This is a genomic window from Novosphingobium sp. SG919, from assembly GCF_012932495.1.
Lineage (GTDB): Bacteria > Pseudomonadota > Alphaproteobacteria > Sphingomonadales > Sphingomonadaceae > Novosphingobium > Novosphingobium rhizosphaerae.
In genome coordinates this window covers 1,377,763-1,396,501 of the sequence record NZ_JABCNG010000001.1, presented here as the reverse complement: position 1 = coordinate 1,396,501, position 18,739 = coordinate 1,377,763, and the positions used below count along the sequence as shown (strand labels likewise).

Sequence of the window (18,739 nt, the reverse complement as noted above, 5' to 3'; positions counted from 1 at the left end):
GGTTCCCAGGTTCCCGCGCAAACGCGGTCGCGCAGGTCAGTCCGCCTCGACGTCGGCGTCGTCCGGGCGAATGTCGCCCAGGCCTTCGGTGCTGCGCGGCGGCGCATCGCCGATCGCGCGTGCGAAAGCCGCCACCGCGGCGGCTTCGTCAAGCCCCTGGGCATTGGCCCAAACTGCCCCGCTCACGGCCAAGAAATCGGCGCCGGCGGTTACCAGCGGGGCGCAATTTTCCTGGGTGATCCCGCCGATGGCAACACAGGGCAATTCGAACACGGCCGACCACCAGGCGAGCAGTTCGGGCGCGGCGCGGTGCTTGGTTTCCTTGGTGCCGCTGGGATAAAACGCGCCGAACGCCACGTAATCGGCGCCCGCCTCGCCCGCTTCCATCGCCAGGTGGCGGCTGTTGTTGCACGTCACGCCGATCTGCACGTCGCGCCCCAGGCGTTGGCGCGCGTCGGCCGCGCTGCCATCGTCCTGCCCCAGGTGAACGCCATCGGCGCCAAGACGCTTGGCCAGGCTGATCGAATCGTTGACGATGAACGCCACGTCGCGATCCGCGCAAATGCGCTGGAGCGGATCGGCAAGCTTGGCGGCCGTGTGCTCGTCCACATCCTTGACGCGGAACTGGAATGCCGCCACCGGCCCGCCGTCGAGCGCACGGGCCAGGCGATCGGCAAAAGTGCCGCCCACGTCGAGCGGCGAAATCAGGTAAAGCTGGCTGGCAAGGTCGGTCATGGCGCTGCCCCTAACCGTTTCGCCCTCGCGCGTCCACTTTTTGCGCCAAAACCGCCGGGAACCGCGTCTGTTGCAGCGCATTGCATGGTCCATGAGGACCCTGCCCCCGCTTTTGCCGCTGCTATCGCTGATCGCGATTGGCGCTTGTGCCACGCTGCCGCAGGAGCCGCGCAGCGATGGCATGGCGCGGCTGGGCGAAACCACGCGCGTCGGTGCGCTGACCGTGCGCCCGCTGGCCGTGGTGGAAGACAGTCGCTGCCCGGAAAACGCCCGCTGCATCGTGGCTGGCCGGCTGATCGTGCAAGCGCGCGTGGGACGCGACATGCGCAATCTGGAACTGGGCAAGCCCGACGCTGCGGGCGTGGTGCTCGACAGCGCCGATCCCGCCAAGCGCACCGACAGGCGGATCCTGCCGGGCGCATGGCGGTTTCATTTCAGTGCGGTCAGGCCGTAACCAGTTTCTGGGTCGAGCCGGCAAAGATTTCGTCGATCGCGCCACCGAGCGCCGCATCGAATTCCGCTTCGCTCATCTGATAACGCAGGTCTTCGAGCAGCGCGCGGCTGAAGCTGGCGATGATACCGCGGTTCTTGGACAGTTCGACGCAGGCTTCCGGACGCGCATAGCCACCCGACAGTGCGACCACGCGCAGGACCGCGGGATGATCGACCAGCGCATCGAACGTGCCCGGAACCTTGGGCAGCGACAGCTTGAGCATCACGCGGGTGCCTTCCGGCAGGGCATCGAGCGCCTTGAGGATCTCGTCGCGCAGGATGGTGTCGCAGGCTTCGCGCGTTTCGCTCTTGATGTTCACTTCAGGCTCGATGATCGGCATCAGGCCGCCGGCCAGGATCTGCAGGCCCACTTCGAACTGCTGCTTGACCACGGCGGCAATGCCCTCGGCATTGGCCGAGTGGATCACCGAGCGTTCCTTGGTGCCGAACACGCCCAGCGCCTTTGACCGCGCCACCAGCGCGTCAAGCTCGGGCATCGGCTTCATCAGCTGGACGCCGTTGGCTTCGTCTTCCAGGCCCTTGTCCACCTTGATGAACGGCACCACGCCCTTTTCGATCAGCGCGGTGGGAACGGGCTTGCCATCGACCGTGCCATCCATCGTGCGTTCGAACAGGATCGCGCCGATCACCTTGTCGCCATTGAACACGGCCGAACGAATGATGCGGCTGCGCATCTCGTGGATCAGGCCGAACATTTCCTCGTCGTTGGAATAGGCGCTTTCTTCCACGCCATAGCCCTTGAGCGCCTTGGGCGTCGAACCGCCGCTCTGGTCCAGCGCGGCGATAAAGCCATGTCCGGCAGCCATCTTTTCGGTCATTTCAGCGTGGTTCATGATCGGTCCTGTGGATCTGGGTGAGCAACGCCAAGGCGCCGCCGTGGAAAGGGCTATCTGGCAGGTGGCGAATCTGGCCGCGCATACCTATGCACATCCACGCAATAAACAGGCGCGCGCTGCACTGCAACACGCGCCTGCAAAAAAGTTGCGATCAGGCTTCCAGGGCGGCCACGCCGGGCAGTTCCTTGCCTTCCATCCATTCGAGGAAAGCGCCGCCAGCAGTTGAGATATAAGAGAAATCTGCTGCCACGCCAGCGTGGTTGAGCGCCGCGACGGTATCCCCGCCACCGGCCACCGACACCAGCGAACCTTCCTTGGTGAGGGCGGCTGCGGTCTTGGCCAGGGCCACCGTGGCGGCATCGAACGGAGCAATCTCGAACGCGCCGAGCGGCCCGTTCCACACCAGCGTGCGGCAGGTCTTGAGCACGTCGCCCAGCGCTTCGACCGCTGCCGGGCCGACGTCGAGGATCATTTCGTCGGCGCCCACCTCGTGCACGTTGGCGGTGCGCAGGCTGGGCGGATTGGCCGCGAATTCCTTGGACAGCACGACATCATAGGGCAGGTGCACGGTGCAGCCGGCCTTGTCGGCATTGTCGAGGATTTCCTCGGCAGTTCCGGTCAGGTCGTGCTCGCACAGCGACTTGCCCACGTCCACGCCGCGCGCGGCCAGGAACGTGTTGGCCATGCCGCCACCGATGATCAGGTGATCGACCTTGGACACCAGGTGCTTGAGCACGTCGAGCTTGGTCGAAACCTTCGCCCCGCCAACCACGGCGGCGACCGGCTTCACCGGCTTGCCCAGCGCCTTTTCCAGCGCTTCGAGTTCGGCCTGCATGGCGCGCCCGGCATAGGCCGGCAGGGCCTTGGCCAGGCCTTCGGTAGAAGCATGGGCGCGGTGTGCGGCCGAGAAGGCATCGTTGACATAGACCTGGCCCAGCGCGGCGATCGCCGCGACCAGATCGGGGTCGTTCTTTTCCTCGCCCTTGTGGAAGCGGGTGTTTTCCAGGACGGCGATGGTGCCGTTGTCGAGCGCAGCCACCGCAGCAGCCGCCGCTTCGCCGGCGCAATCGTCGATAAAAGCGACCGGGCGGCCCAGCACGTGGCTCAGCGCGGGCACGACCTGGCGGAGCGAGTTGGCTTCGCTGCGTTCACCCTTGGGGCGGCCGAAGTGGGCCAGGATCAGCACCTTGGCGCCCTTGTCGGCCAGTTCGGTCAGCGTCGGCACAGCCGCGCGCAGGCGGGTATCGTCGGTCACCTGGCCGTCGGCCATCGGCACGTTGAGATCCTCGCGCACCAGCACGGCCTTGCCGGCGACATCGCCCAGATCATCGAGAGTCTTGAAAGTCATGGCGCTATACCCCTGTTCCACAAGGAAAAGGCCCGGCACCCGCCGCTGCTCTCAAAGCAGACGCGCGGGGCCGGGCCTTCGCATTTCAGGCGATTAGATCAGCTTGCCCATCGCGCCGGCCGTATCGACCATGCGGTTGGAGAAGCCCCATTCGTTGTCGTACCACGACAGCACGCGCACCAGCTTGCCATCAATCACGGCCGTTTCCAGGCTGTCGACGGTCGAGGAATGGGCATCGTGGTTGTAGTCGATCGAGACCAGCGGTTCTTCGCTATAGGCCAGTACGCCCTTGAGCGGGCCTTCGGCCGCAGCCTTGAGCAGCGCGTTGACTTCTTCCTTGGTCGTGTCGCGCTTGGGCTGGAACGTGAGGTCCACCACCGAGACGTTGGGGGTCGGCACGCGGATGGCCGAACCGTCGAGCTTGCCCTTGAGTTCGGGCAGCACTTCGCCCACGGCGCGCGCGGCACCGGTGGTGGTGGGGATCATGCTCATCGCCGCGGCGCGCGAACGGCGCGGGTCGGAGTGGATCTGGTCGAGGATCTTCTGGTCGTTGGTGTAGCTGTGCACCGTGGTCATCAGGCCACGTTCGATGCCGATGGCATCGTTGAGCACCTTGGCAAACGGCGCCAGGCAGTTGGTGGTGCACGAAGCATTCGACACGATCAGGTGATCGGCGGTCAGCTTGTCGTGGTTCACGCCGAACACGACGGTGAGATCGACGTTCTTGGCCGGGGCCGAGATCAGCACGCGCTTGGCGCCAGCTTCGATGTGCTTGAGGCCGCCTTCACGATCGGTGAAGAAGCCGGTGCATTCGAGCGCGATGTCGATGCCGAGTTCGGCGTGCGGCAGCTTGGCCGGGTCGCGCTCGGCCGTCACCTTGATCCGCTTGCCGTCGATCACCAGGTCGTTGCCGTCCACTTCGACAGTGCCCGGATAGGCGCCATGCACGCTGTCACGCTTGAACAGCAGGGCATTGGCCTTGGCGCTGGCCAGGTCGTTGATGGCGACCAGTTCCAGGCCACAGTCGGGCCGTTCGAGAATGGCACGCGCCACATTGCGGCCGATACGCCCGAAACCGTTGATTGCAACCTTGGTCGCCATGGTCTTACTCCTTCGAATTGAAGACACCGAATGGATTGGCATGATGAGAGGCCGAGCGGCCCGGGCGATTACCCGAGCCGTTCGAGAACTTGCGGCACGATCTTGGCCGCGGTCAGGCCGAAGTGATCGTAAAGCACCGGGGCCGGGGCCGAAGCGCCGAAGCTGTCGATGCCGATGGCCAGGCCATCGCCGACATACTTCTGCCAGCCGAACGTGGTGCCCGCCTCGATCGAGACCTTGAGCACGTCGGCCGGGATCAGGTCTGCCTTGTAGGCTTCGTCCTGAGCTTCGAACAGTTCCCAGCTTGGCATCGACACGACGTCGGCGCCGATGCCCTTGTCTTCCAGCGCCCTGGCCACGTCAACCGCAATGGACACTTCCGAACCGGTGGCCAGCAACACGACCTTGCGCGCGGCACTGGCGGCAACCAGGCGATAGGCGCCCTGTGCGCTGAGCATCGCACCATCGTGGCGCAGCTGCGGCAGGTTCTGGCGGGTGAGCGCCAGGACGGACGGCGTCGTGGGCGAAGCCAGCGCCAGGTTCCAGCATTCGGCGGTTTCCACCGCATCGGCCGGGCGGAACACCTGGAGATTGGGGATCATGCGCAGGCTCATCACCGTTTCGATCGGCTGGTGCGTGGGGCCATCCTCGCCCAGGCCGATGGAATCGTGCGTGAGCACATAGATCACCCGCGCGTGCTGGAGCGCAGACATGCGGATCGCGTTGCGGCAATAGTCGGCAAAGACCAGGAACGTGCCGCCGTACGGGATAATCCCGCCATGCAAGGCCATGCCGTTCATCGCGGCCGACATGCCGAATTCGCGAATGCCGTAATAGACATAGCGGCCGGCATAGTCGGCCGGGCCGAACGGCGTGGTCGCCTTGGTCTTGGTATTGTTGGACCCGGTCAGGTCGGCCGAGCCGCCGACCATTTCGGGCACCAGCGGGGTGAGCACTTCAAGCGCGAGTTCCGAAGCCTTGCGCGAGGCGATGTTCTGGGTCTTGCCCAGCCATTCGCCGAAGGCCAGGCCGGCTTCCTCGCCCGAGGGCAGTTCGCCCGCCATGCGGCGCATCAGTTCGGTGCCTTGCGGGTTGGCAGCCAGGCGCCCTTCCCATTCGGTGCGCAGATCGCGGCCAGCGTCACCCGTGGCGCGCCAATGACTGAGGATGTCTGCGGGGATTTCGAACGGCGCGGCCGTCCAGCCGAGATATTCGCGCGCGGCGGCAATCTCGTCCTTGCCCAGCGGCGCGCCGTGGACGTTGTGGCCGCCCTGCTTGTTGGGCGCGCCCTTGCCGATCACCGTGCGGCACGAGATGAGCGAGGGGCGATCATCGGCCATCGCGGCGGCAATCGCGCGCTCGATATCGGCGAAATCGTGTCCGTCGCAATCTTCGGTGTGCCAGCCGCTGGCGCGGTAGCGGGCGAGGATATCTTCGCTGGTCGAGAGCGAAGTATCCCCGTCGATGGTGATCTTGTTGTTGTCCCACAACACGACCAGGCGCCCAAGGCCCAGCGTGCCGGCCAAGCCCACCGCTTCGTGGTTGATGCCTTCCATCAGGCAGCCATCGCCGGCCACCACCCAGGTGCGGTGATCGACCAGGTCGTCGCCGAACTGGGCGTTGAGGTGGCGTTCGGCCATCGCCATGCCCACGGCCATGGCAAAGCCCTGGCCCAGCGGGCCGGTGGTGCATTCCACGCCGGGCAGCAGGAAGTTTTCCGGGTGGCCGGCGCAGGGGCTGTTGAGCTGGCGGAAATTGCGGATGTCATCCATCGTCGGCTGTTGATAGCCCGACAGGTGGAGCAGCGCATAAAGCAGCATCGAGCCATGGCCCGCCGACAGCACGAAGCGATCGCGATCGGCCCACTTGGGCGCGGTGGGATCGAACTTCAAAAAGCGCGACCACAACACCGTGGCAACGTCTGCCATGCCCATCGGCATGCCAGGATGGCCGGATTCCGCTGCCTGGACCGCGTCCATCGCCAGCGCACGGATCGCGTTGGCCATGGGTGCCAGCGCGGTCGGATCGCTTGTCATATTCGGGTTGGTGTCCTTACTCACACGCCCGGCGCACGGGCGCGTCTGATTCGGGGAAATCGCGGCCTCTTTGGTTCCCCGGCTTGCCAGCGTCAAGCACAAGGGACCGAACAAATCGCCCGGTACGCCAGGTAGCCGAGTTTGACAGCGCAATCTGCGGCCAAGACCGCATGTAGGCCCGATCTATGCACCCTGATCTATACACAGGGGAACTTGCAGCCAACGGCCAGTGTGATACCGCAAGAATCATGGCAATCTTGGACGGCAATTCGGCAGACGGCACTGCGCCAGTTGAAAACGGCGATCTCTTTTCAGCGATCGAACGGGTGGAACTGGCGCTGACGCGGCTGGAAGAGGTCGTGGCGCGTCAGCAGGCCGATGCACTGGGCACCGCCACTGCGCAGGAAGAATGGGCCGCCCAGGCCGAACTTACCGAGCTCAAATCGCGCCACCGCAAGCTGCGCGAACGCGTGACCGAGGAATTGCAGCAGCTGGACCTGTTGCTGTCCAGCCTGCCGCAATAACCGGTACGCGCGGCAGCAGCACCAAGGCCAGAGGCCAGGGGGAACGACGACGACCATGCAGATGACCAATGTGACTCTGACGATTGGTGGCCGGTCGCTCACCATTTCCGTGGCTGCGGGCGAGGAGGCCCACGTGGAGATGCTTGGCCGCATGATCGACGATCGCGTGCGGCGCATGGGCAACGTCGCCACCCAGGGCGAAGCGCGCATGCTGCTGTTCGCCTCGCTCATGCTGGCCGACGAACTGCACGAGGCGCACAGCCGCCCAGCACCGGCGCCACAACCGGCACCGCCCGCAGCGCCCTCGCCCGAACTGGTCGCCCGCGTGGCGCGGTTGGCAGAGCGGGTGGAAAACCTGGCGCATAAACTGGCGCCACCCCTTGAGCCCGACGCCACGAATGCCTAGATTGCGCAGTGACGGGTTCTGCCCGGCACGCGCCGCATGAAACATCCCTGAGGCTATAAGCAAATCCAAGGGGGCTGTCCCTACCTGGGCCCTGGCACAGGCACATGGTCCCCACCTGACGTTGAGGCGTCAGAGGATTTTCCCGGAGAACGACCCATGGTGGGCCCGTCACCCCCTCCATACCCGGACCAAGACGGCGCAGCCATTGCCGCCAAGCAGGCGCTGCGCCAGGATCTGCGCGCGCGCCGCCGCGCCCATGTGGAAGCGCTCGATCCGCGTACGCGCGCCCTAGTGTTCCGCCGCCCACCCGCGCCGCTGATGGCACTGGTTCCGGCCGGCGCCACGATCGCGCTTTACAATGCCGGCCGGTGGGAAGCGCCCGCTGCCAGCTATGCCACGTTCTTTCACGAAGCAGGCCATGCCGTGGCCCTGCCCTGGTTTGCCGGGCGGGATGCACCGATGCAGTTTCGCCAGTGGCTGGTGCCCCCGCTCGATGAAGTGCTGGAACCCGATCCGTGGGGCGTGCGACAACCGGCCGCCGATGCACCGGAAATCAAGCCCGATGTGCTGTTCGTGCCGCTGGTGGGCTTCACCGCACAAGGACAGCGGCTGGGCCAGGGCGGCGGGCATTATGACCGCTGGCTGGAAGCGACCCCCCAGGCAGTGCCGATCGGCATGGCCTGGGACGCGCAGTGCGTGGAAAGCCTACCCGCAGAAGCGCACGACATTCCCTTGCGCGCCGTGGTTACGCCCACCCGGCTCTACGGGCCGTTTTGATGGACCCGCAGCGCCCGCACTTCAACCCGCCACCCCCGCCCACCTGGCGCAAGCCAGTGGGTATCCTGGCCCTGCTGGCGGCGCTGGCGATCTATGGCGCCATTGTGATGAGCCTGGGCGATCGCATCGGCGGCTTGCCCGTGCTGGCGCAAGTTCCGCTCTATCTGGTGCTGGGCACGGCATGGCTGCTGCCGCTGCGCCGCTTTCTGATTTGGATGGAAACCGGCCGCTGGGGCTGAGCCCCAGGCACACCGCCTAACGCAGCGCAAATACGGACACCGCAAACAAAAAAGGCTTCCCGCAGGAAGCCTTTTTGAAAACCACCAAGTGGCGCGAGTGACGGGGCTCGAACCCGCGACCTCCGGCGTGACAGGCCGGCACTCTAACCAACTGAGCTACACCCGCGTACCCTTGGGGTTTGCGCCTCTAAGGCGCCCGGTCTTGCCTGTCAACTGCCAAACTGCCGCTTCCGGCCCTGGCGATAAAACCTTGTTCGAGCAAGGTTTTCATTGACCAACAATACCTTACCCAAGGGAATGGCGCGAGTGACGGGGCTCGAACCCGCGACCTCCGGCGTGACAGGCCGGCACTCTAACCAACTGAGCTACACCCGCAGTTCCCTTGGGGTGAGGCGCCTCTATGCCGGGCGGCGGCGGGTGTCAACAAAGGGTCATGCAGAATTTTCGCAGCAAGCTGTGGAAATTTACGCCTGCGCCAACAAACATCGGGCGATCAAACCGCCACTGGCGCGGCTAGGTGCCCCTGGGGATGATAGCCTTCCACGGCGAAATCCTCGATCGCATAGGCAAAGATCGATTCGGGCCGGCGTCCGATCACCAACCGCGGCGCTTCACCACTGGGCACGCGCTGCAACTGCGCCGCGATCAGGTCGGCATGGTTGAGATAGAGGTGGGTATCTCCGCCCATCCACACGAGCTCGCCCGCCTCCAGATCGCACTGCTGGGCCAGCATGTGCACGAACAGCGCCGCGCCCCACAGGTTGAACGGCAGGCCCAGCACCACGTCGCAGCTGCGCTGATAGAGCACGCAAGACAGGCGATTGCCCGATACATGGAACTGATAGGTCTTGTGACACGGCGGCAGCGCCATCGCGTCCAGCTCGGCCACGTTCCACCCTTCCACGATGTGGCGCCGGCTGCCCGGATTGCGGCGCAGGCTATCGACCACGTCCGCCACCTGGTTCACGCCCTGGTCGCGGCGGCGATAGAGCACGCCCCCGTCCCCGTTCTGCCCCACCGGCTCATAGACCGGCCAATCGACCCATTGCTTGCCATAGACGGGGCCAAGATCGCCCCATTGCGCGGCAAAAGCGGCATCGGCCACGATCCGTGCCGAAAAATCGGCCCTGCTGATCGCCTCGCCCGTTTCACGGCGATAGCGATCGAGCGGCCAGTCGGTCCAGATTTCCACCCCTTGCGCGCACAACGCGCGAATATTGGTGTCGCCGGTCAGGAACCACAGGAATTCGCGCGTGGCGGTTTTCCAGAACACCCGCTTGGTCGACAGCAGCGGCACCCGCCCGTCCGACAGATCGAACCGCAGCTGCGCACCGAACACCGCGCGGGTGCCAACGCCGGTGCGATCCATGCGCTCGTCCCCCTGCGTCCAGATCTGGCGCATCAGGTCAAGGTATTGCCATTCAAAGTGGTCGGTGCGGGATTCGGTCAGGCTGGTCATAGCCTCAGCCTTAGGTGCGCCAGCGCAAAGGTCAAATCGGGGCGCGATACGATGCTGGAAACGAAAAAAGCCGGCGTGGCGCCGGCTTTTTCATCGTCCTGCATAACAGGAAGAATAAGTGGTCGGGGAGAGAGGATTCGAACCTCCGGCCCCTGCCTCCCGAAGACAGTGCTCTACCAGGCTGAGCTACTCCCCGACCGGAGCGGTTCGGGCTAGGCCGTCCCCGCTGGGCAGGGCCGCCCTATATGCGGGCGATTTCGGGTGCGCAAGCCTTCATTCAAAAACTTATCAACAGTTTGAGTGAATTGTTTTGAAATCAACATCTTAGACCGTTCCCGTCAAGACAAAGATACGCCTTCAATGGTGATGCGATGCATTTCGCGGCGGTGGCCGTGGTAGTCGTTATAGGCATAGTGCCAGGTGGACCGGTTGTCCCAGAACGCGATCGAGCCGGGGCGCCAGTGGAAGTCTTCCTGGAATTCAGGCCGCTTGGCATGCTCATAGAGCGTGGCCAGCAGATCGGCGGAGGCTTCGTCCGAGAGGCCCAGCACCCGCACCGTGAAACTGGGGTTTACATAGAGCGCGCGCTTGCCGCTGAGCGGATGGGTGATCACCACCGGGTGCACCGGATCATCCAGCACGTCGGCCGCAGAGGCATTGCCGATGCGGCCATCGCTGCGCGTGTCCTGCAATGATTCATAGGCTGCCGCCTTGCTGCCGAACACGTGGCGGGCGGAATGGACCGCCCGGAGTTCATCGACTTGCGCCTTGAGCGCCGGCGGCAAGCCATCATAGGCCGCGGTCATCGAGGCAAACGCGGTCGCCCCGCCCTGCGGCGGCAATTCGCGTGCCACCAGGATCGAACCGAGCGCCGGGGCAAAGTCATAGGAATGGTCGGTGTGCCAGCCGCCGCCGATATTGTGTTGCTGATCGGGCTCTTTCACCACCAGCGCGATTTCGGGATAGCGCGGATGGGCGGCAAAAAAGCGGTTGATGTTGATCGGACCCCAACTCTGCGCAAAGGCGATGTGCTGCTCCTCGGTGATCTGCTGATCGCGGAAGAAGATCACGCCATGATCGGCAAAGGCGGCGCGGATGGCGGCCAGATCGGTCTCTGGCAGCGGCCTGGCGAGATCGACGCCCAGGATTTCGGCGCCGACGCGCCCATGCTTGCGAATTTCGAGTGTCATGCGGTCACCTCGTTGGAAACGGTAGGTTGCGGCGCGGCGGCGCCGGGACGGAACGGCAGGGGGCCTTCGACTGCGCGCGCTGCCTGAACGGCAGGCAGCGCCTCGAACCGGGCGGAAAAAGCCGACAGGGCGGGAAGATCGGCCAGCGCCGGGCCAAAATGCGGGACATAGCTGGCAAAGACGCCCAGATAGGCATCGGCAATGGTGAACCGGCCGCCCACCAGCCAGTCGGCCTGGGCGAGATGATCCTCGATCGGCTGGTATGCCTCGCGCAGGCGGCGCCGCGCAGCCAGGCGGATACCCTCATGTGCGGCCGGATCGTCGGAATAGAGATGCGGGCGATTGCCCACGCGCTGCGTGGCGCCGTGGATCTCGCTGTTGATATAGCCGATCCACGACTGGATCAGCGCGCGCTCCACACTGCCGGCGGGCGCGAACAGGCTGGTGCCGGGCCGCTGATCAGCCAGGAACGGCAGGATCGCCGAATTTTCGCCAATCACCGTGCCATCGTCGAGCACCAGGGCGGGAATGCGGCCGTAAGGCGTGCGCGCGGCAAGGTCATCACCCCCCGGCCCCAGCCGCAACAGTTGGACCGCCACCGGCAGATCGAGTTCGCGGATGATCACATTGGCCGGCAGGCTGGTTGCGCCGGGCGAGGCAAGCAATTGCATCGAAACGGGTATCCCTGAAAATGCACGAGCGGGGAGCGGGCCGCCAAGCCCCCTCCCCGCCGATCGATCAAACGCTGGCGCGCCTTAGGCCGGCTGGCCGCTGGCGGCACGTTCCTGGCGCGTGGTGCGGCTCTGGCGCCCGTCGATGCCCACCGGCACGTCGCCAGCAACCGTGGCACGGCGCAAGGTCCGGCGCTGCAGGCCGAAATCGGCGATCGCGCGGTGCTGCGTGCTGCGGTTGTCCCAGAAGGCGACGTCGCCAGGCTGCCAGCGCCAGCGCACGGTGTTTTCCGGCTTGGTGATGTGATCCTGCAGGATGTTGAACAGACGCGCCGAATCCGCCTCACTCAAGCCCACGAAGCGCTTGACGAAATGGCCCAGCAGCAGGCTGCGCTGCCCACTGGCGGGGTGGACACGCACCACCGGATGTTCGGTTTCGTAGACCGTCGAGGCGAAGACCGACTTGTGGTAGAGCGTGCGCTCCTTGGCGGTTTCCTGCGCCGTTTCGGAAACCCCCGCTGCGGCGAGGGTGGCGGCATAGTCGTAATCGTTGCTGTGCACCGCCCAGAGGTTGTTGACCAACTGGCGCAACGGCTCGGGCAGGCCTTCATAGGCGGTTTCGCCATTGGCCCACAGCGTGTCGCCACCCGCCTCGGGAATGGTGATGCCGCGCAGGATCGATGCCTTGGGATAGGCGGCCAGGAACGTGACGTCGGTGTGCCACGAAGAAGCGGCGTAGCCTTCCTTGCTGTCGAGTTCGAGCAGGTACTTCGAGCCTTCGGCGACGGGCACGGTGGGATGGGCCACCGGATCGCCGAACAGGGCGGTCAGCGCCTCGTGCTCGGCATTGTCGAGATGCTGCTGCCCGCGGAAGAACAAGACCTTGTGCCGCACGAGTGCGGCCTCGATGGCCTGGACGGTGCCGGCGTCGAGATCGCCCGACAGCGCCAGCCCGTGGATTTCGGCGCCGATGCGGCCACCCACGGGGCGAATATCGAGCGGCGAGGACGGATCCTTGGCATTGGGATAGCTGGCAACGATGGTGGCCATGGACAGGTTCCTTGTGAAGCGGGCGCCGTCAGCCGGCGTCGAGCCGGTGCGCACAAACATGGGACAACGATCGGGAAACAGAGATCGGGCAGATTCGGCAGCGCTGCAAAAAGCGCATGCGGATCAACACATTCGATTGGTCTTGCGCATCGTATCACCTCGACTTGGTGGAGGGATCACGAAGCCTGGCGATGTCGCCCCAGCATTCGCGCGCTTTAGCGGTTGGTCACGCGGAGCAAGCTGCTTCCCATCAAATGCCGCGAGCCGGTTCGGGCGGTGAGGCCCCCTTTTCCTGGCCGGGGAAAAGGCGTTTGCGAACTATCTCTACTCTATCAATTGACATTTTCCATGCAAGGCGAGCGAGAACAAGATTTGCGTGGCCGCCCCCAAGCGGAATTATCAATCCGCAGCGCGATCAGCTTGCGCCAGCCAGCGATCGCGGCTGGCATCGGAAACCAGGCCGGCGGCATCGCGCGCGGCCAGTTGGCGGCGAACATCGCCATGGCGGCGCTCATCGAGCGGAAAGCCGTTGATCACCGCGGCCGACAGGATGTGCCCCAGGGCCGGACCCAGCGCGAACAGCCACTTGAGATGCTCGAGCACGGCGGGCGGATTGGTGCCGCGCGGATCGAAGCCGATCCAGGCGGCAAGCGGCAGCGCCACCCCGATGGCAAGCGCCACGCCGGCCTTGTCGGATAGCGAGAAGACCGAAAAGAACAGGCCGATGCGATCGTCCCCGGTGCGCAGGCGATGGTAATCGGCCACGTCCGCCACGATCGAACGCAGCATGAGATTGCCCGATCCCTGCGCCAGGCCCTGGGCGATGGTGAGCACGAGGAGCAGCGCGACCGATCCGGGGGCGAGCGCCAGCAAGGCCAGGTTGATCGCCACTTGCGTCAGTTCGCCGGCAACCGCGGCGCGCTCCTTGCCCACGCGGCGGCCGATCGCCAGCCACAGCGGGCAGGCAAAGATGCCGAACACGTATTGCAGCAGAAACAGGCCCGGCGCCCAGGCCGGCTTGCCGATGTAAAAGCTGATGAAGAACACGAAGAGCGCGGTGCGCACCCCTTGCGCCAGGCGTACCGAAAAGTTCGACGCCAGCACGCGCAGCAGCATGCCTTCGCCAAACACCAGGCGCAGCGTGTGCCACACCCGCACCGGCTCTTGCACGCCGGCCGGCGGCGGCGGTTCAGGCAAGGCGCGAATGCCGAGCGGCAGCGTGAACAGCAGCAGAGCAAAGACCATCGCGCCCATCGCCGCCAGTTCCAGCCGCGGCTGCCCGGCCAGCCGGGTGACCAGCAGGCTGGGCAGGACCAGGGCCAGCAAGAGCGCCACGCAAGTCAGCGCCTGGCCATAAGTGGTGATGCGGGTGCGCTCGTGATAGGCGCCCGAAAGCTCCCCCATCCAGGCGGCCAGTGGCGTGGCCATCATCGAATAACCGAGATAGAGCACGAACAGCGCGGCCGAGAGCGCCAAAGGCCCAAACCAGGCCGGCGGCAGGAACACCGGCACCGCGCCAAGCGCAAAGATCGCCGCGCCGCCCGCGATCCATGGGCGGCGACGCCCCCAGCGGCTGCGCGTGCGATCGGACAGCAGCCCGATGGCCGGATCGATCACCGCGTCCCACAGCCGCGCAAGCAGGAAAATCACGCCCACCGTGCCCAGCGAAAAGCCGAACGCGCTGGCATAGAGCGGCGGGACATACGTGCTGAGCGGCACTTCCACGGCCGCGAGCGGCATGCCCAGGCTTGAAAAGGCGATCAGCCGCGCCGGACCGAGCCTGGCTGACGCAGCGGCAGCCGGAGCGCGGCCGGCGGCATCGAGGGCAAGCGTGCTCATGCCACAAGTTCCTTTGTTTCGGGGGAAAGCGGCGCAGCAAACCCGGCATCGGGCCGGGCCAGGCCCAGGTTTGCGCGCAAGGTCGAGCCTTCATATTCGGTGCGAAACAGGCCGCGCCGGCGCAGTTCGGGGAGAACCAGCTCGATCACGTCATCCAGGCCTTGCGGGAAGATCGGCGCCAGGATGTTGAACCCGTCGGCGGCGCCGTCCTCGAACCAGGCCTGCAATTCGTCGACGATCTCTGCCGGCGTGCCCACCAGGACCAGGTGCCCGCGCGCGGCCGACATGCGCGAGACGAGCTGGCGAACCGAAAGGCCCTGCTCCACCGCGAGGTCGTAAAACAGTTTCTGCCGGCTCTGCCATCCTTGGGTGAAAGGCGGCGGTGGCGGCGGCGCGTCGAGATCGACCGTCGTCAGGTCCCAATCGAGGAAGGTGCGGATCGAGGCGAGCGCGCCGGCCACATCGACGAAAGCGTGCAGCCGGGCCAACTTGGCTTCGGCTTCCTCGCGCGTGGGGGCAACGTAGATGGTCACGCCCGGCATCACCACCAGGCTGTCGCGTGGCCTGCCCAGCGCCTGCGCCTTGTCTTTCAGCCCCTGGGCAAAGGCGCGCGCCGCGGCCCGGCTCTGTTGCGCGGTGAAGACCACTTCGGCCGTCGCGGCGGCCAAGGCCTGGCCATCTTCGGACGATCCGGCCTGCACGATGACAGGATGGCCCTGCGGCGGGCGCCCGGTTTGCAGCGGCCCCGCCACGCGGAATTGATCGCCCACGTGGTCCACCCGGCGCAGCCGCGCGGGATCGTAGAACCGCCCGCTGGCCTTGTCCGCCAGGATCGCATCGTCGGCAAAGCTGTCCCACAGCTGCTTGACGACCTCTACGTGCTCGGCCGCGATCGCATAGCGGGCGTCATGGGCCAGCTGGTGGTCCAGCCCGAAATTGGCCGCTTCGGCATCGCTGCCCGACGTGACGAGGTTCCACCCCGCCCGACCGCCCGAAAGCTGGTCGAGCGCGGCGAATTTGCGCGCCACATGGTAGGGCGGCATATAGGTGGTGGAAACCGTGGCGATCAGGCCGATGTGGCTGGTGTGCGTGGCCAGCGCCGAAAGCAGGGTCAGCGGCTCGCCGGTATAGACCGGCGGAGTATAGCTGATCGCCTCGGGCGTGGTGCCGAACAGCGCCACGTTGTCGGCCAGGAACACCGCGTCGAACTTGGCGCGTTCGGCCTTCTGGGCCAGATCGCGCCAATATTCGAAACGGAACGGCGCGCGCGGATCGACATCGGGATGCCGCCAGGCGGCGGCATGGTGCCCCACGCCGAACAGGAACGCGCCCAGTTTCATGCGGCGCCCCGCCGGCTGTTCCGCCACGGTTTCCTGGCTCATGGTCAGAACGTCCGCGTGATCGTGCCGCCGAACGTGCGGGGGTTGCCATAGACCTCGATCACCGGGGCCGAGGCGCTGGCCGCGCCATAGGACACCGCATAGCGTTCGTTGGTCACGTTCTTGGCCCAGGCCTGAAGCTGCCAGCGGTTGTCCTGCGTGCGCAGGCCCAGCCCGACGTTGGTGATCGCGACGGGGGCCTGCCAGCCATAGATCGAGCGCGGATTGATATAGGCGATCCGGCTTTTCCAGCTGGTGTTGGCATAGCCGGTGAGGTTCCACTCGCCCCCGATCGGCTGGTCGAGATCGATCCCGCCCTGCACCGTCCACTTGGCTGCGCCGGCCACCTGGTAGCCTGTGAGCGAAAGCGGCACGGCCGCGCCGCCATTGGCCACCTGGAATTCCAGCGGTGCCGGGGCATCGGCATAATCGAGGTATTTCGCGTCGTTATAGGCGACGTTGGCATTCAGGCCCAAGGCCGGCACCGGGCGATAGGTGGTTTCCAGCTCGAAACCGCGCAGGCGCACCTTGCCCACGTTGGCAAGGTAGGTCCCGAACGAGGCGTTGGTCTGGTCGACGCGGGTGCCCTGATAATCGGTGATGGTGTTGTTGTAGAAGTTGAGGTTGATCGTCGCCTTGCCGCCGGCCAGGCTGGTCTTGATGCCGGCCTCGAAATCGGTGGACTTTTCCGGGCGGGTGATCACCAGCGCCGCCTGGGCCGCCGTGGCTGACGTGTTGGCCGCGCCCGACTTTTCGCCATGGCTGGCCGAAGCGTAGAGCAGCACGCCCGGCGTGACCTGCCAGGCCGGGTTGATCAACCAGGCGACCGAGCCACGGCTGACTTCGTTGTCGAGCGTATAGGCGCCTGCCGCTGCGCCCGTGGTGCCGCCCAGATTGTTGAGCAAGGCCGTGCGCAAGGTGGCGCCTGCGGGATTGAGGCTGCTGACGTTGAGGGCATAGCCGGCAACGTTCACCTGCTTCTTTTCCCAGGTATAGCGCACGCCGCCGGTGATCGAGAACGTGGAAGTCACGTGCGCGGTCACCTGGCCGAACCCGGCGATGCTGTCGATCGTCAGGTGCCCGTCGCGATCGTATTCCAGCCCGTTGAGGTAGGAGGACGGCACGCCCGAGGCGAGGAAGAACGTGGAAGCATCGGACCCGAAGATCGTGCGCAGGTTGCTGCGGAGCTTTTCGTGCAGGTAATAGGCGCCAACCTGCCAGTCGATCGTGCTGCCCTTGTCCGAAGCCAGCCGAAGTTCCTGCGAATACTGATTGACGTCAACGTCATAGCCGGCACGATAGATGTTCAGCGGGCTATAGTCGCTGTCATTGTAGGGGCGGAAATAGAGCCGGCGCCACGCGGTCACGCCGGTCAGGTTGACGCCACCCAGATCCCAGTTGATCTCGTTCGAAACGCCATCGGTGTTGGCCACCAGGCGGTCCTGGTTGTTGAGATTGGCGTTGTAGGGGCCATTGAGATTGGGGGTGTAGCCAAACCGCGCCAGCTTGGCCGTCCAGCTGCCGGTGCGCGCCGAATTGACCGTGCCGTTCAGGTTCAGGTTCTGCGTAACGTCTGCCACTGGCGGATAGAAGTTGTTGTATTCGTTCGTCTCGTAATGCTCGGCAATCAGGCGCGAGGAGAAGTTGGACGTGGGCGTGAACAGCAGTTGCCCGCGCACCGACCAACGGTTGTTGTCGAGCAGCTTGGCGCCATTGTAGGCGTTGGTGTTCCAACCGCCGCCCTTGCTTTCGGCAAAGGTCAGGCGATAGGCCAGCTTGTCGGCGATGATCGGCCCGGTGGCGTTGGCGCGCACCTGCACCGCATCGTAATTCCCGTAGGTGGCCTGGAGGGTATAGGACGGTTCGAACTTGGGCTTGGCGGTCTGGACGATCACCGCGCCGATCGTGGTGTTCTTGCCCAGCAGCGTGCCCTGCGGCCCGCGCACCACCTGGATGTTTTCCAGATCGACGAAATCGAGCCAGGAAAAGCCCACGTGGGTGAAGAACACGTTGTCGACGATCAGGCCCACGCCGCCTTCGGCGCCATCGTTGCTGGCATTGCCGCCCAGGCCACGGATGTAGAGGCCCGAGACGCGGGTGTTCTGCTGCAGGGCGCTGAAATTGGGCACGCGCAGGGCGAACTCGCTGACCCGCTCGATCCGCTTGGTGGTCAGTTCCGCGCCCGAAATCGCGGAAATGGCCAGCGGCACGTTCTGCAGCTTTTCCTCGCGGTGACGCGCCGTGACGGTGATGGCGCTGGCGTCGGTCACATCGGGGCTGGCAGGGTCAGCCGTGGGCGCGGGCGCCTGTTCGGCTGCGGCGGACGCGGCGCTATCAGCCGCGTGGGCAAGGCCGGGCAGCGCGAGCGCGGTAGAGGCAAGCAGCAGCGCGCCCAGGCCCGTGGCCGGGCGGGTGGCAAACGAAATCGACATGAAACAGGTCCCTCATGGACAGGCCGCGCAAGCAAGCGTGCCGCGCACGGCAACGCCGCGCAGCCATTGGAAAATCTGGATGTGGGTTTGCGCGCGGGCCCTTCCCTGGCAGGGTGCGGGGCGTGCGGCGCTTGTTATGATCTTATGATTGGCATTGCATCGTATAACCCCTGAAACAGCGGGGAACACGAAGCCTGGCGATGT

At 65.4% G+C, this 18,739-nt stretch carries 17 protein-coding genes and 3 tRNA genes; 5 read left to right on the top strand and 15 right to left on the bottom strand.

Going from position 1 to position 18,739, the window contains the following annotated elements:
- Nucleotides 1-36: 36 nt before the first annotated feature.
- The gene (thiE, locus tag FHT19_RS06280) at nucleotides 37-735 is read right to left on the bottom strand and encodes a thiamine phosphate synthase (RefSeq protein ID WP_169474317.1); all 699 of its coding nucleotides are present in this window, start codon (nucleotides 733-735) and stop codon (nucleotides 37-39) included.
- A 91-nt stretch (nucleotides 736-826) separates the two neighbouring features.
- Here thiE and FHT19_RS06275 point away from each other — a divergent pair, with 91 nt between their 5' ends.
- Nucleotides 827-1,189: a hypothetical protein gene (locus FHT19_RS06275; protein ID WP_168554738.1), complete on the top strand. Its 363-nt coding sequence runs from the start codon at nucleotides 827-829 to the stop codon at nucleotides 1,187-1,189.
- Here FHT19_RS06275 and FHT19_RS06270 read toward each other — a convergent pair.
- From FHT19_RS06270 to tkt, 4 genes are all read right to left on the bottom strand, one after another.
- Nucleotides 1,179-2,081 carry a fructose bisphosphate aldolase gene (locus FHT19_RS06270; protein WP_169474316.1) on the bottom strand — a complete coding sequence of 301 codons (903 nt, stop codon included), beginning with the start codon at nucleotides 2,079-2,081 and terminating at the stop codon, nucleotides 1,179-1,181. The genes FHT19_RS06275 and FHT19_RS06270 overlap by 11 nt on opposite strands.
- Nucleotides 2,082-2,235: 154 nt before the next feature.
- Nucleotides 2,236-3,432, bottom strand: coding sequence for a phosphoglycerate kinase (locus FHT19_RS06265; RefSeq protein WP_169474315.1), 1,197 nt, complete (start codon nucleotides 3,430-3,432; stop codon nucleotides 2,236-2,238).
- Nucleotides 3,433-3,525: 93 nt separating this feature from the next.
- The gene (gene gap / locus FHT19_RS06260) at nucleotides 3,526-4,533 is read right to left on the bottom strand and encodes a type I glyceraldehyde-3-phosphate dehydrogenase (RefSeq protein WP_169474314.1); all 1,008 of its coding nucleotides are present in this window, start codon (nucleotides 4,531-4,533) and stop codon (nucleotides 3,526-3,528) included.
- A 68-nt stretch (nucleotides 4,534-4,601) separates the two neighbouring features.
- A complete protein-coding gene (gene tkt, locus FHT19_RS06255) occupies nucleotides 4,602-6,569 on the bottom strand; it encodes a transketolase (protein ID WP_169474313.1) in 1,968 nt (655 codons plus the stop codon).
- A 248-nt stretch (nucleotides 6,570-6,817) separates the two neighbouring features.
- Here tkt and FHT19_RS06250 point away from each other — a divergent pair, with 248 nt between their 5' ends.
- The 4 genes from FHT19_RS06250 to FHT19_RS06235 all read left to right on the top strand — a co-directional run bounded on the left by FHT19_RS06250 (nucleotide 6,818) and on the right by FHT19_RS06235 (nucleotide 8,515).
- Nucleotides 6,818-7,093 carry a hypothetical protein gene (locus FHT19_RS06250; RefSeq protein WP_169474312.1) on the top strand — a complete coding sequence of 92 codons (276 nt, stop codon included), beginning with the start codon at nucleotides 6,818-6,820 and terminating at the stop codon, nucleotides 7,091-7,093.
- A 61-nt stretch (nucleotides 7,094-7,154) separates the two neighbouring features.
- The gene (locus FHT19_RS06245) at nucleotides 7,155-7,499 is read left to right on the top strand and encodes a cell division protein ZapA (RefSeq protein WP_168555497.1); all 345 of its coding nucleotides are present in this window, start codon (nucleotides 7,155-7,157) and stop codon (nucleotides 7,497-7,499) included.
- A gap of 156 nt (nucleotides 7,500-7,655) precedes the next feature.
- Complete coding sequence (locus FHT19_RS06240; RefSeq protein WP_169474311.1) at nucleotides 7,656-8,276, top strand: 5-formyltetrahydrofolate cyclo-ligase; 621 nt, start codon at nucleotides 7,656-7,658, stop codon at nucleotides 8,274-8,276.
- Nucleotides 8,276-8,515, top strand: coding sequence for a DUF2842 domain-containing protein (locus FHT19_RS06235; RefSeq protein ID WP_169474310.1), 240 nt, complete (start codon nucleotides 8,276-8,278; stop codon nucleotides 8,513-8,515). Before FHT19_RS06240 ends, FHT19_RS06235 begins: the two co-directional genes overlap by 1 nt.
- Before the next feature lie 89 nt (nucleotides 8,516-8,604).
- On the opposite strand, the gene FHT19_RS06230 is transcribed toward FHT19_RS06235, so the two are convergent.
- From FHT19_RS06230 to FHT19_RS06185, 10 genes are all read right to left on the bottom strand, one after another.
- Nucleotides 8,605-8,681, bottom strand: a tRNA-Asp gene (locus tag FHT19_RS06230).
- 132 nt (nucleotides 8,682-8,813) lie between these two features.
- A tRNA-Asp gene (locus FHT19_RS06225) sits at nucleotides 8,814-8,890 on the bottom strand.
- Between the two features lie 118 nt (nucleotides 8,891-9,008).
- A complete protein-coding gene (gene thyA, locus FHT19_RS06220; protein WP_169474309.1) occupies nucleotides 9,009-9,974 on the bottom strand; it encodes a thymidylate synthase in 966 nt (321 codons plus the stop codon).
- A gap of 119 nt (nucleotides 9,975-10,093) precedes the next feature.
- Nucleotides 10,094-10,170: transfer RNA gene (locus tag FHT19_RS06215), tRNA-Pro, on the bottom strand.
- A 142-nt stretch (nucleotides 10,171-10,312) separates the two neighbouring features.
- The gene (locus FHT19_RS06210; RefSeq protein WP_169474308.1) at nucleotides 10,313-11,164 is read right to left on the bottom strand and encodes a TauD/TfdA family dioxygenase; all 852 of its coding nucleotides are present in this window, start codon (nucleotides 11,162-11,164) and stop codon (nucleotides 10,313-10,315) included.
- Nucleotides 11,161-11,835 carry a glutathione binding-like protein gene (locus FHT19_RS06205; RefSeq protein WP_169474307.1) on the bottom strand — a complete coding sequence of 225 codons (675 nt, stop codon included), beginning with the start codon at nucleotides 11,833-11,835 and terminating at the stop codon, nucleotides 11,161-11,163. Before FHT19_RS06205 ends, FHT19_RS06210 begins: the two co-directional genes overlap by 4 nt.
- An 84-nt stretch (nucleotides 11,836-11,919) precedes the next feature.
- Complete coding sequence (locus tag FHT19_RS06200) at nucleotides 11,920-12,885, bottom strand: TauD/TfdA family dioxygenase (RefSeq protein ID WP_169474306.1); 966 nt, start codon at nucleotides 12,883-12,885, stop codon at nucleotides 11,920-11,922.
- 399 nt (nucleotides 12,886-13,284) lie between these two features.
- Nucleotides 13,285-14,724: an MFS transporter gene (locus tag FHT19_RS06195; protein ID WP_169474305.1), complete on the bottom strand. Its 1,440-nt coding sequence runs from the start codon at nucleotides 14,722-14,724 to the stop codon at nucleotides 13,285-13,287.
- Nucleotides 14,721-16,106 carry an LLM class flavin-dependent oxidoreductase gene (locus tag FHT19_RS06190; RefSeq protein WP_248290288.1) on the bottom strand — a complete coding sequence of 462 codons (1,386 nt, stop codon included), beginning with the start codon at nucleotides 16,104-16,106 and terminating at the stop codon, nucleotides 14,721-14,723. Before FHT19_RS06190 ends, FHT19_RS06195 begins: the two co-directional genes overlap by 4 nt.
- A 2-nt stretch (nucleotides 16,107-16,108) precedes the next feature.
- Nucleotides 16,109-18,535 (bottom strand): TonB-dependent receptor, encoded by a 2,427-nt coding sequence (locus FHT19_RS06185; RefSeq protein WP_169474304.1) that lies wholly within the window; start codon nucleotides 18,533-18,535, stop codon nucleotides 16,109-16,111.
- Nucleotides 18,536-18,739 lie beyond the last annotated feature (204 nt).

Coding starts and splice junctions, on each gene's coding strand:
- FHT19_RS06190 (WP_248290288.1), bottom strand. CDS start 16,106: ATGAGCCAGGAAACCGTGGCGGAACAGCCGGCGGGGCGCCGCATGAAA.
- FHT19_RS06185 (WP_169474304.1), bottom strand. CDS start 18,535: ATGTCGATTTCGTTTGCCACCCGCCCGGCCACGGGCCTGGGCGCGCTG.
- thyA (WP_169474309.1), bottom strand. CDS start 9,974: ATGACCAGCCTGACCGAATCCCGCACCGACCACTTTGAATGGCAATAC.
- FHT19_RS06195 (WP_169474305.1), bottom strand. CDS start 14,724: ATGAGCACGCTTGCCCTCGATGCCGCCGGCCGCGCTCCGGCTGCCGCT.
- FHT19_RS06245 (WP_168555497.1), top strand. CDS start 7,155: ATGACCAATGTGACTCTGACGATTGGTGGCCGGTCGCTCACCATTTCC.
- FHT19_RS06275 (WP_168554738.1), top strand. CDS start 827: ATGAGGACCCTGCCCCCGCTTTTGCCGCTGCTATCGCTGATCGCGATT.
- FHT19_RS06200 (WP_169474306.1), bottom strand. CDS start 12,885: ATGGCCACCATCGTTGCCAGCTATCCCAATGCCAAGGATCCGTCCTCG.
- FHT19_RS06210 (WP_169474308.1), bottom strand. CDS start 11,164: ATGACACTCGAAATTCGCAAGCATGGGCGCGTCGGCGCCGAAATCCTG.
- FHT19_RS06240 (WP_169474311.1), top strand. CDS start 7,656: ATGGTGGGCCCGTCACCCCCTCCATACCCGGACCAAGACGGCGCAGCC.
- thiE (WP_169474317.1), bottom strand. CDS start 735: ATGACCGACCTTGCCAGCCAGCTTTACCTGATTTCGCCGCTCGACGTG.
- FHT19_RS06235 (WP_169474310.1), top strand. CDS start 8,276: ATGGACCCGCAGCGCCCGCACTTCAACCCGCCACCCCCGCCCACCTGG.
- gap (WP_169474314.1), bottom strand. CDS start 4,533: ATGGCGACCAAGGTTGCAATCAACGGTTTCGGGCGTATCGGCCGCAAT.
- FHT19_RS06205 (WP_169474307.1), bottom strand. CDS start 11,835: ATGCAATTGCTTGCCTCGCCCGGCGCAACCAGCCTGCCGGCCAATGTG.
- FHT19_RS06265 (WP_169474315.1), bottom strand. CDS start 3,432: ATGACTTTCAAGACTCTCGATGATCTGGGCGATGTCGCCGGCAAGGCC.
- tkt (WP_169474313.1), bottom strand. CDS start 6,569: ATGACAAGCGATCCGACCGCGCTGGCACCCATGGCCAACGCGATCCGT.
- FHT19_RS06270 (WP_169474316.1), bottom strand. CDS start 2,081: ATGAACCACGCTGAAATGACCGAAAAGATGGCTGCCGGACATGGCTTT.
- FHT19_RS06250 (WP_169474312.1), top strand. CDS start 6,818: ATGGCAATCTTGGACGGCAATTCGGCAGACGGCACTGCGCCAGTTGAA.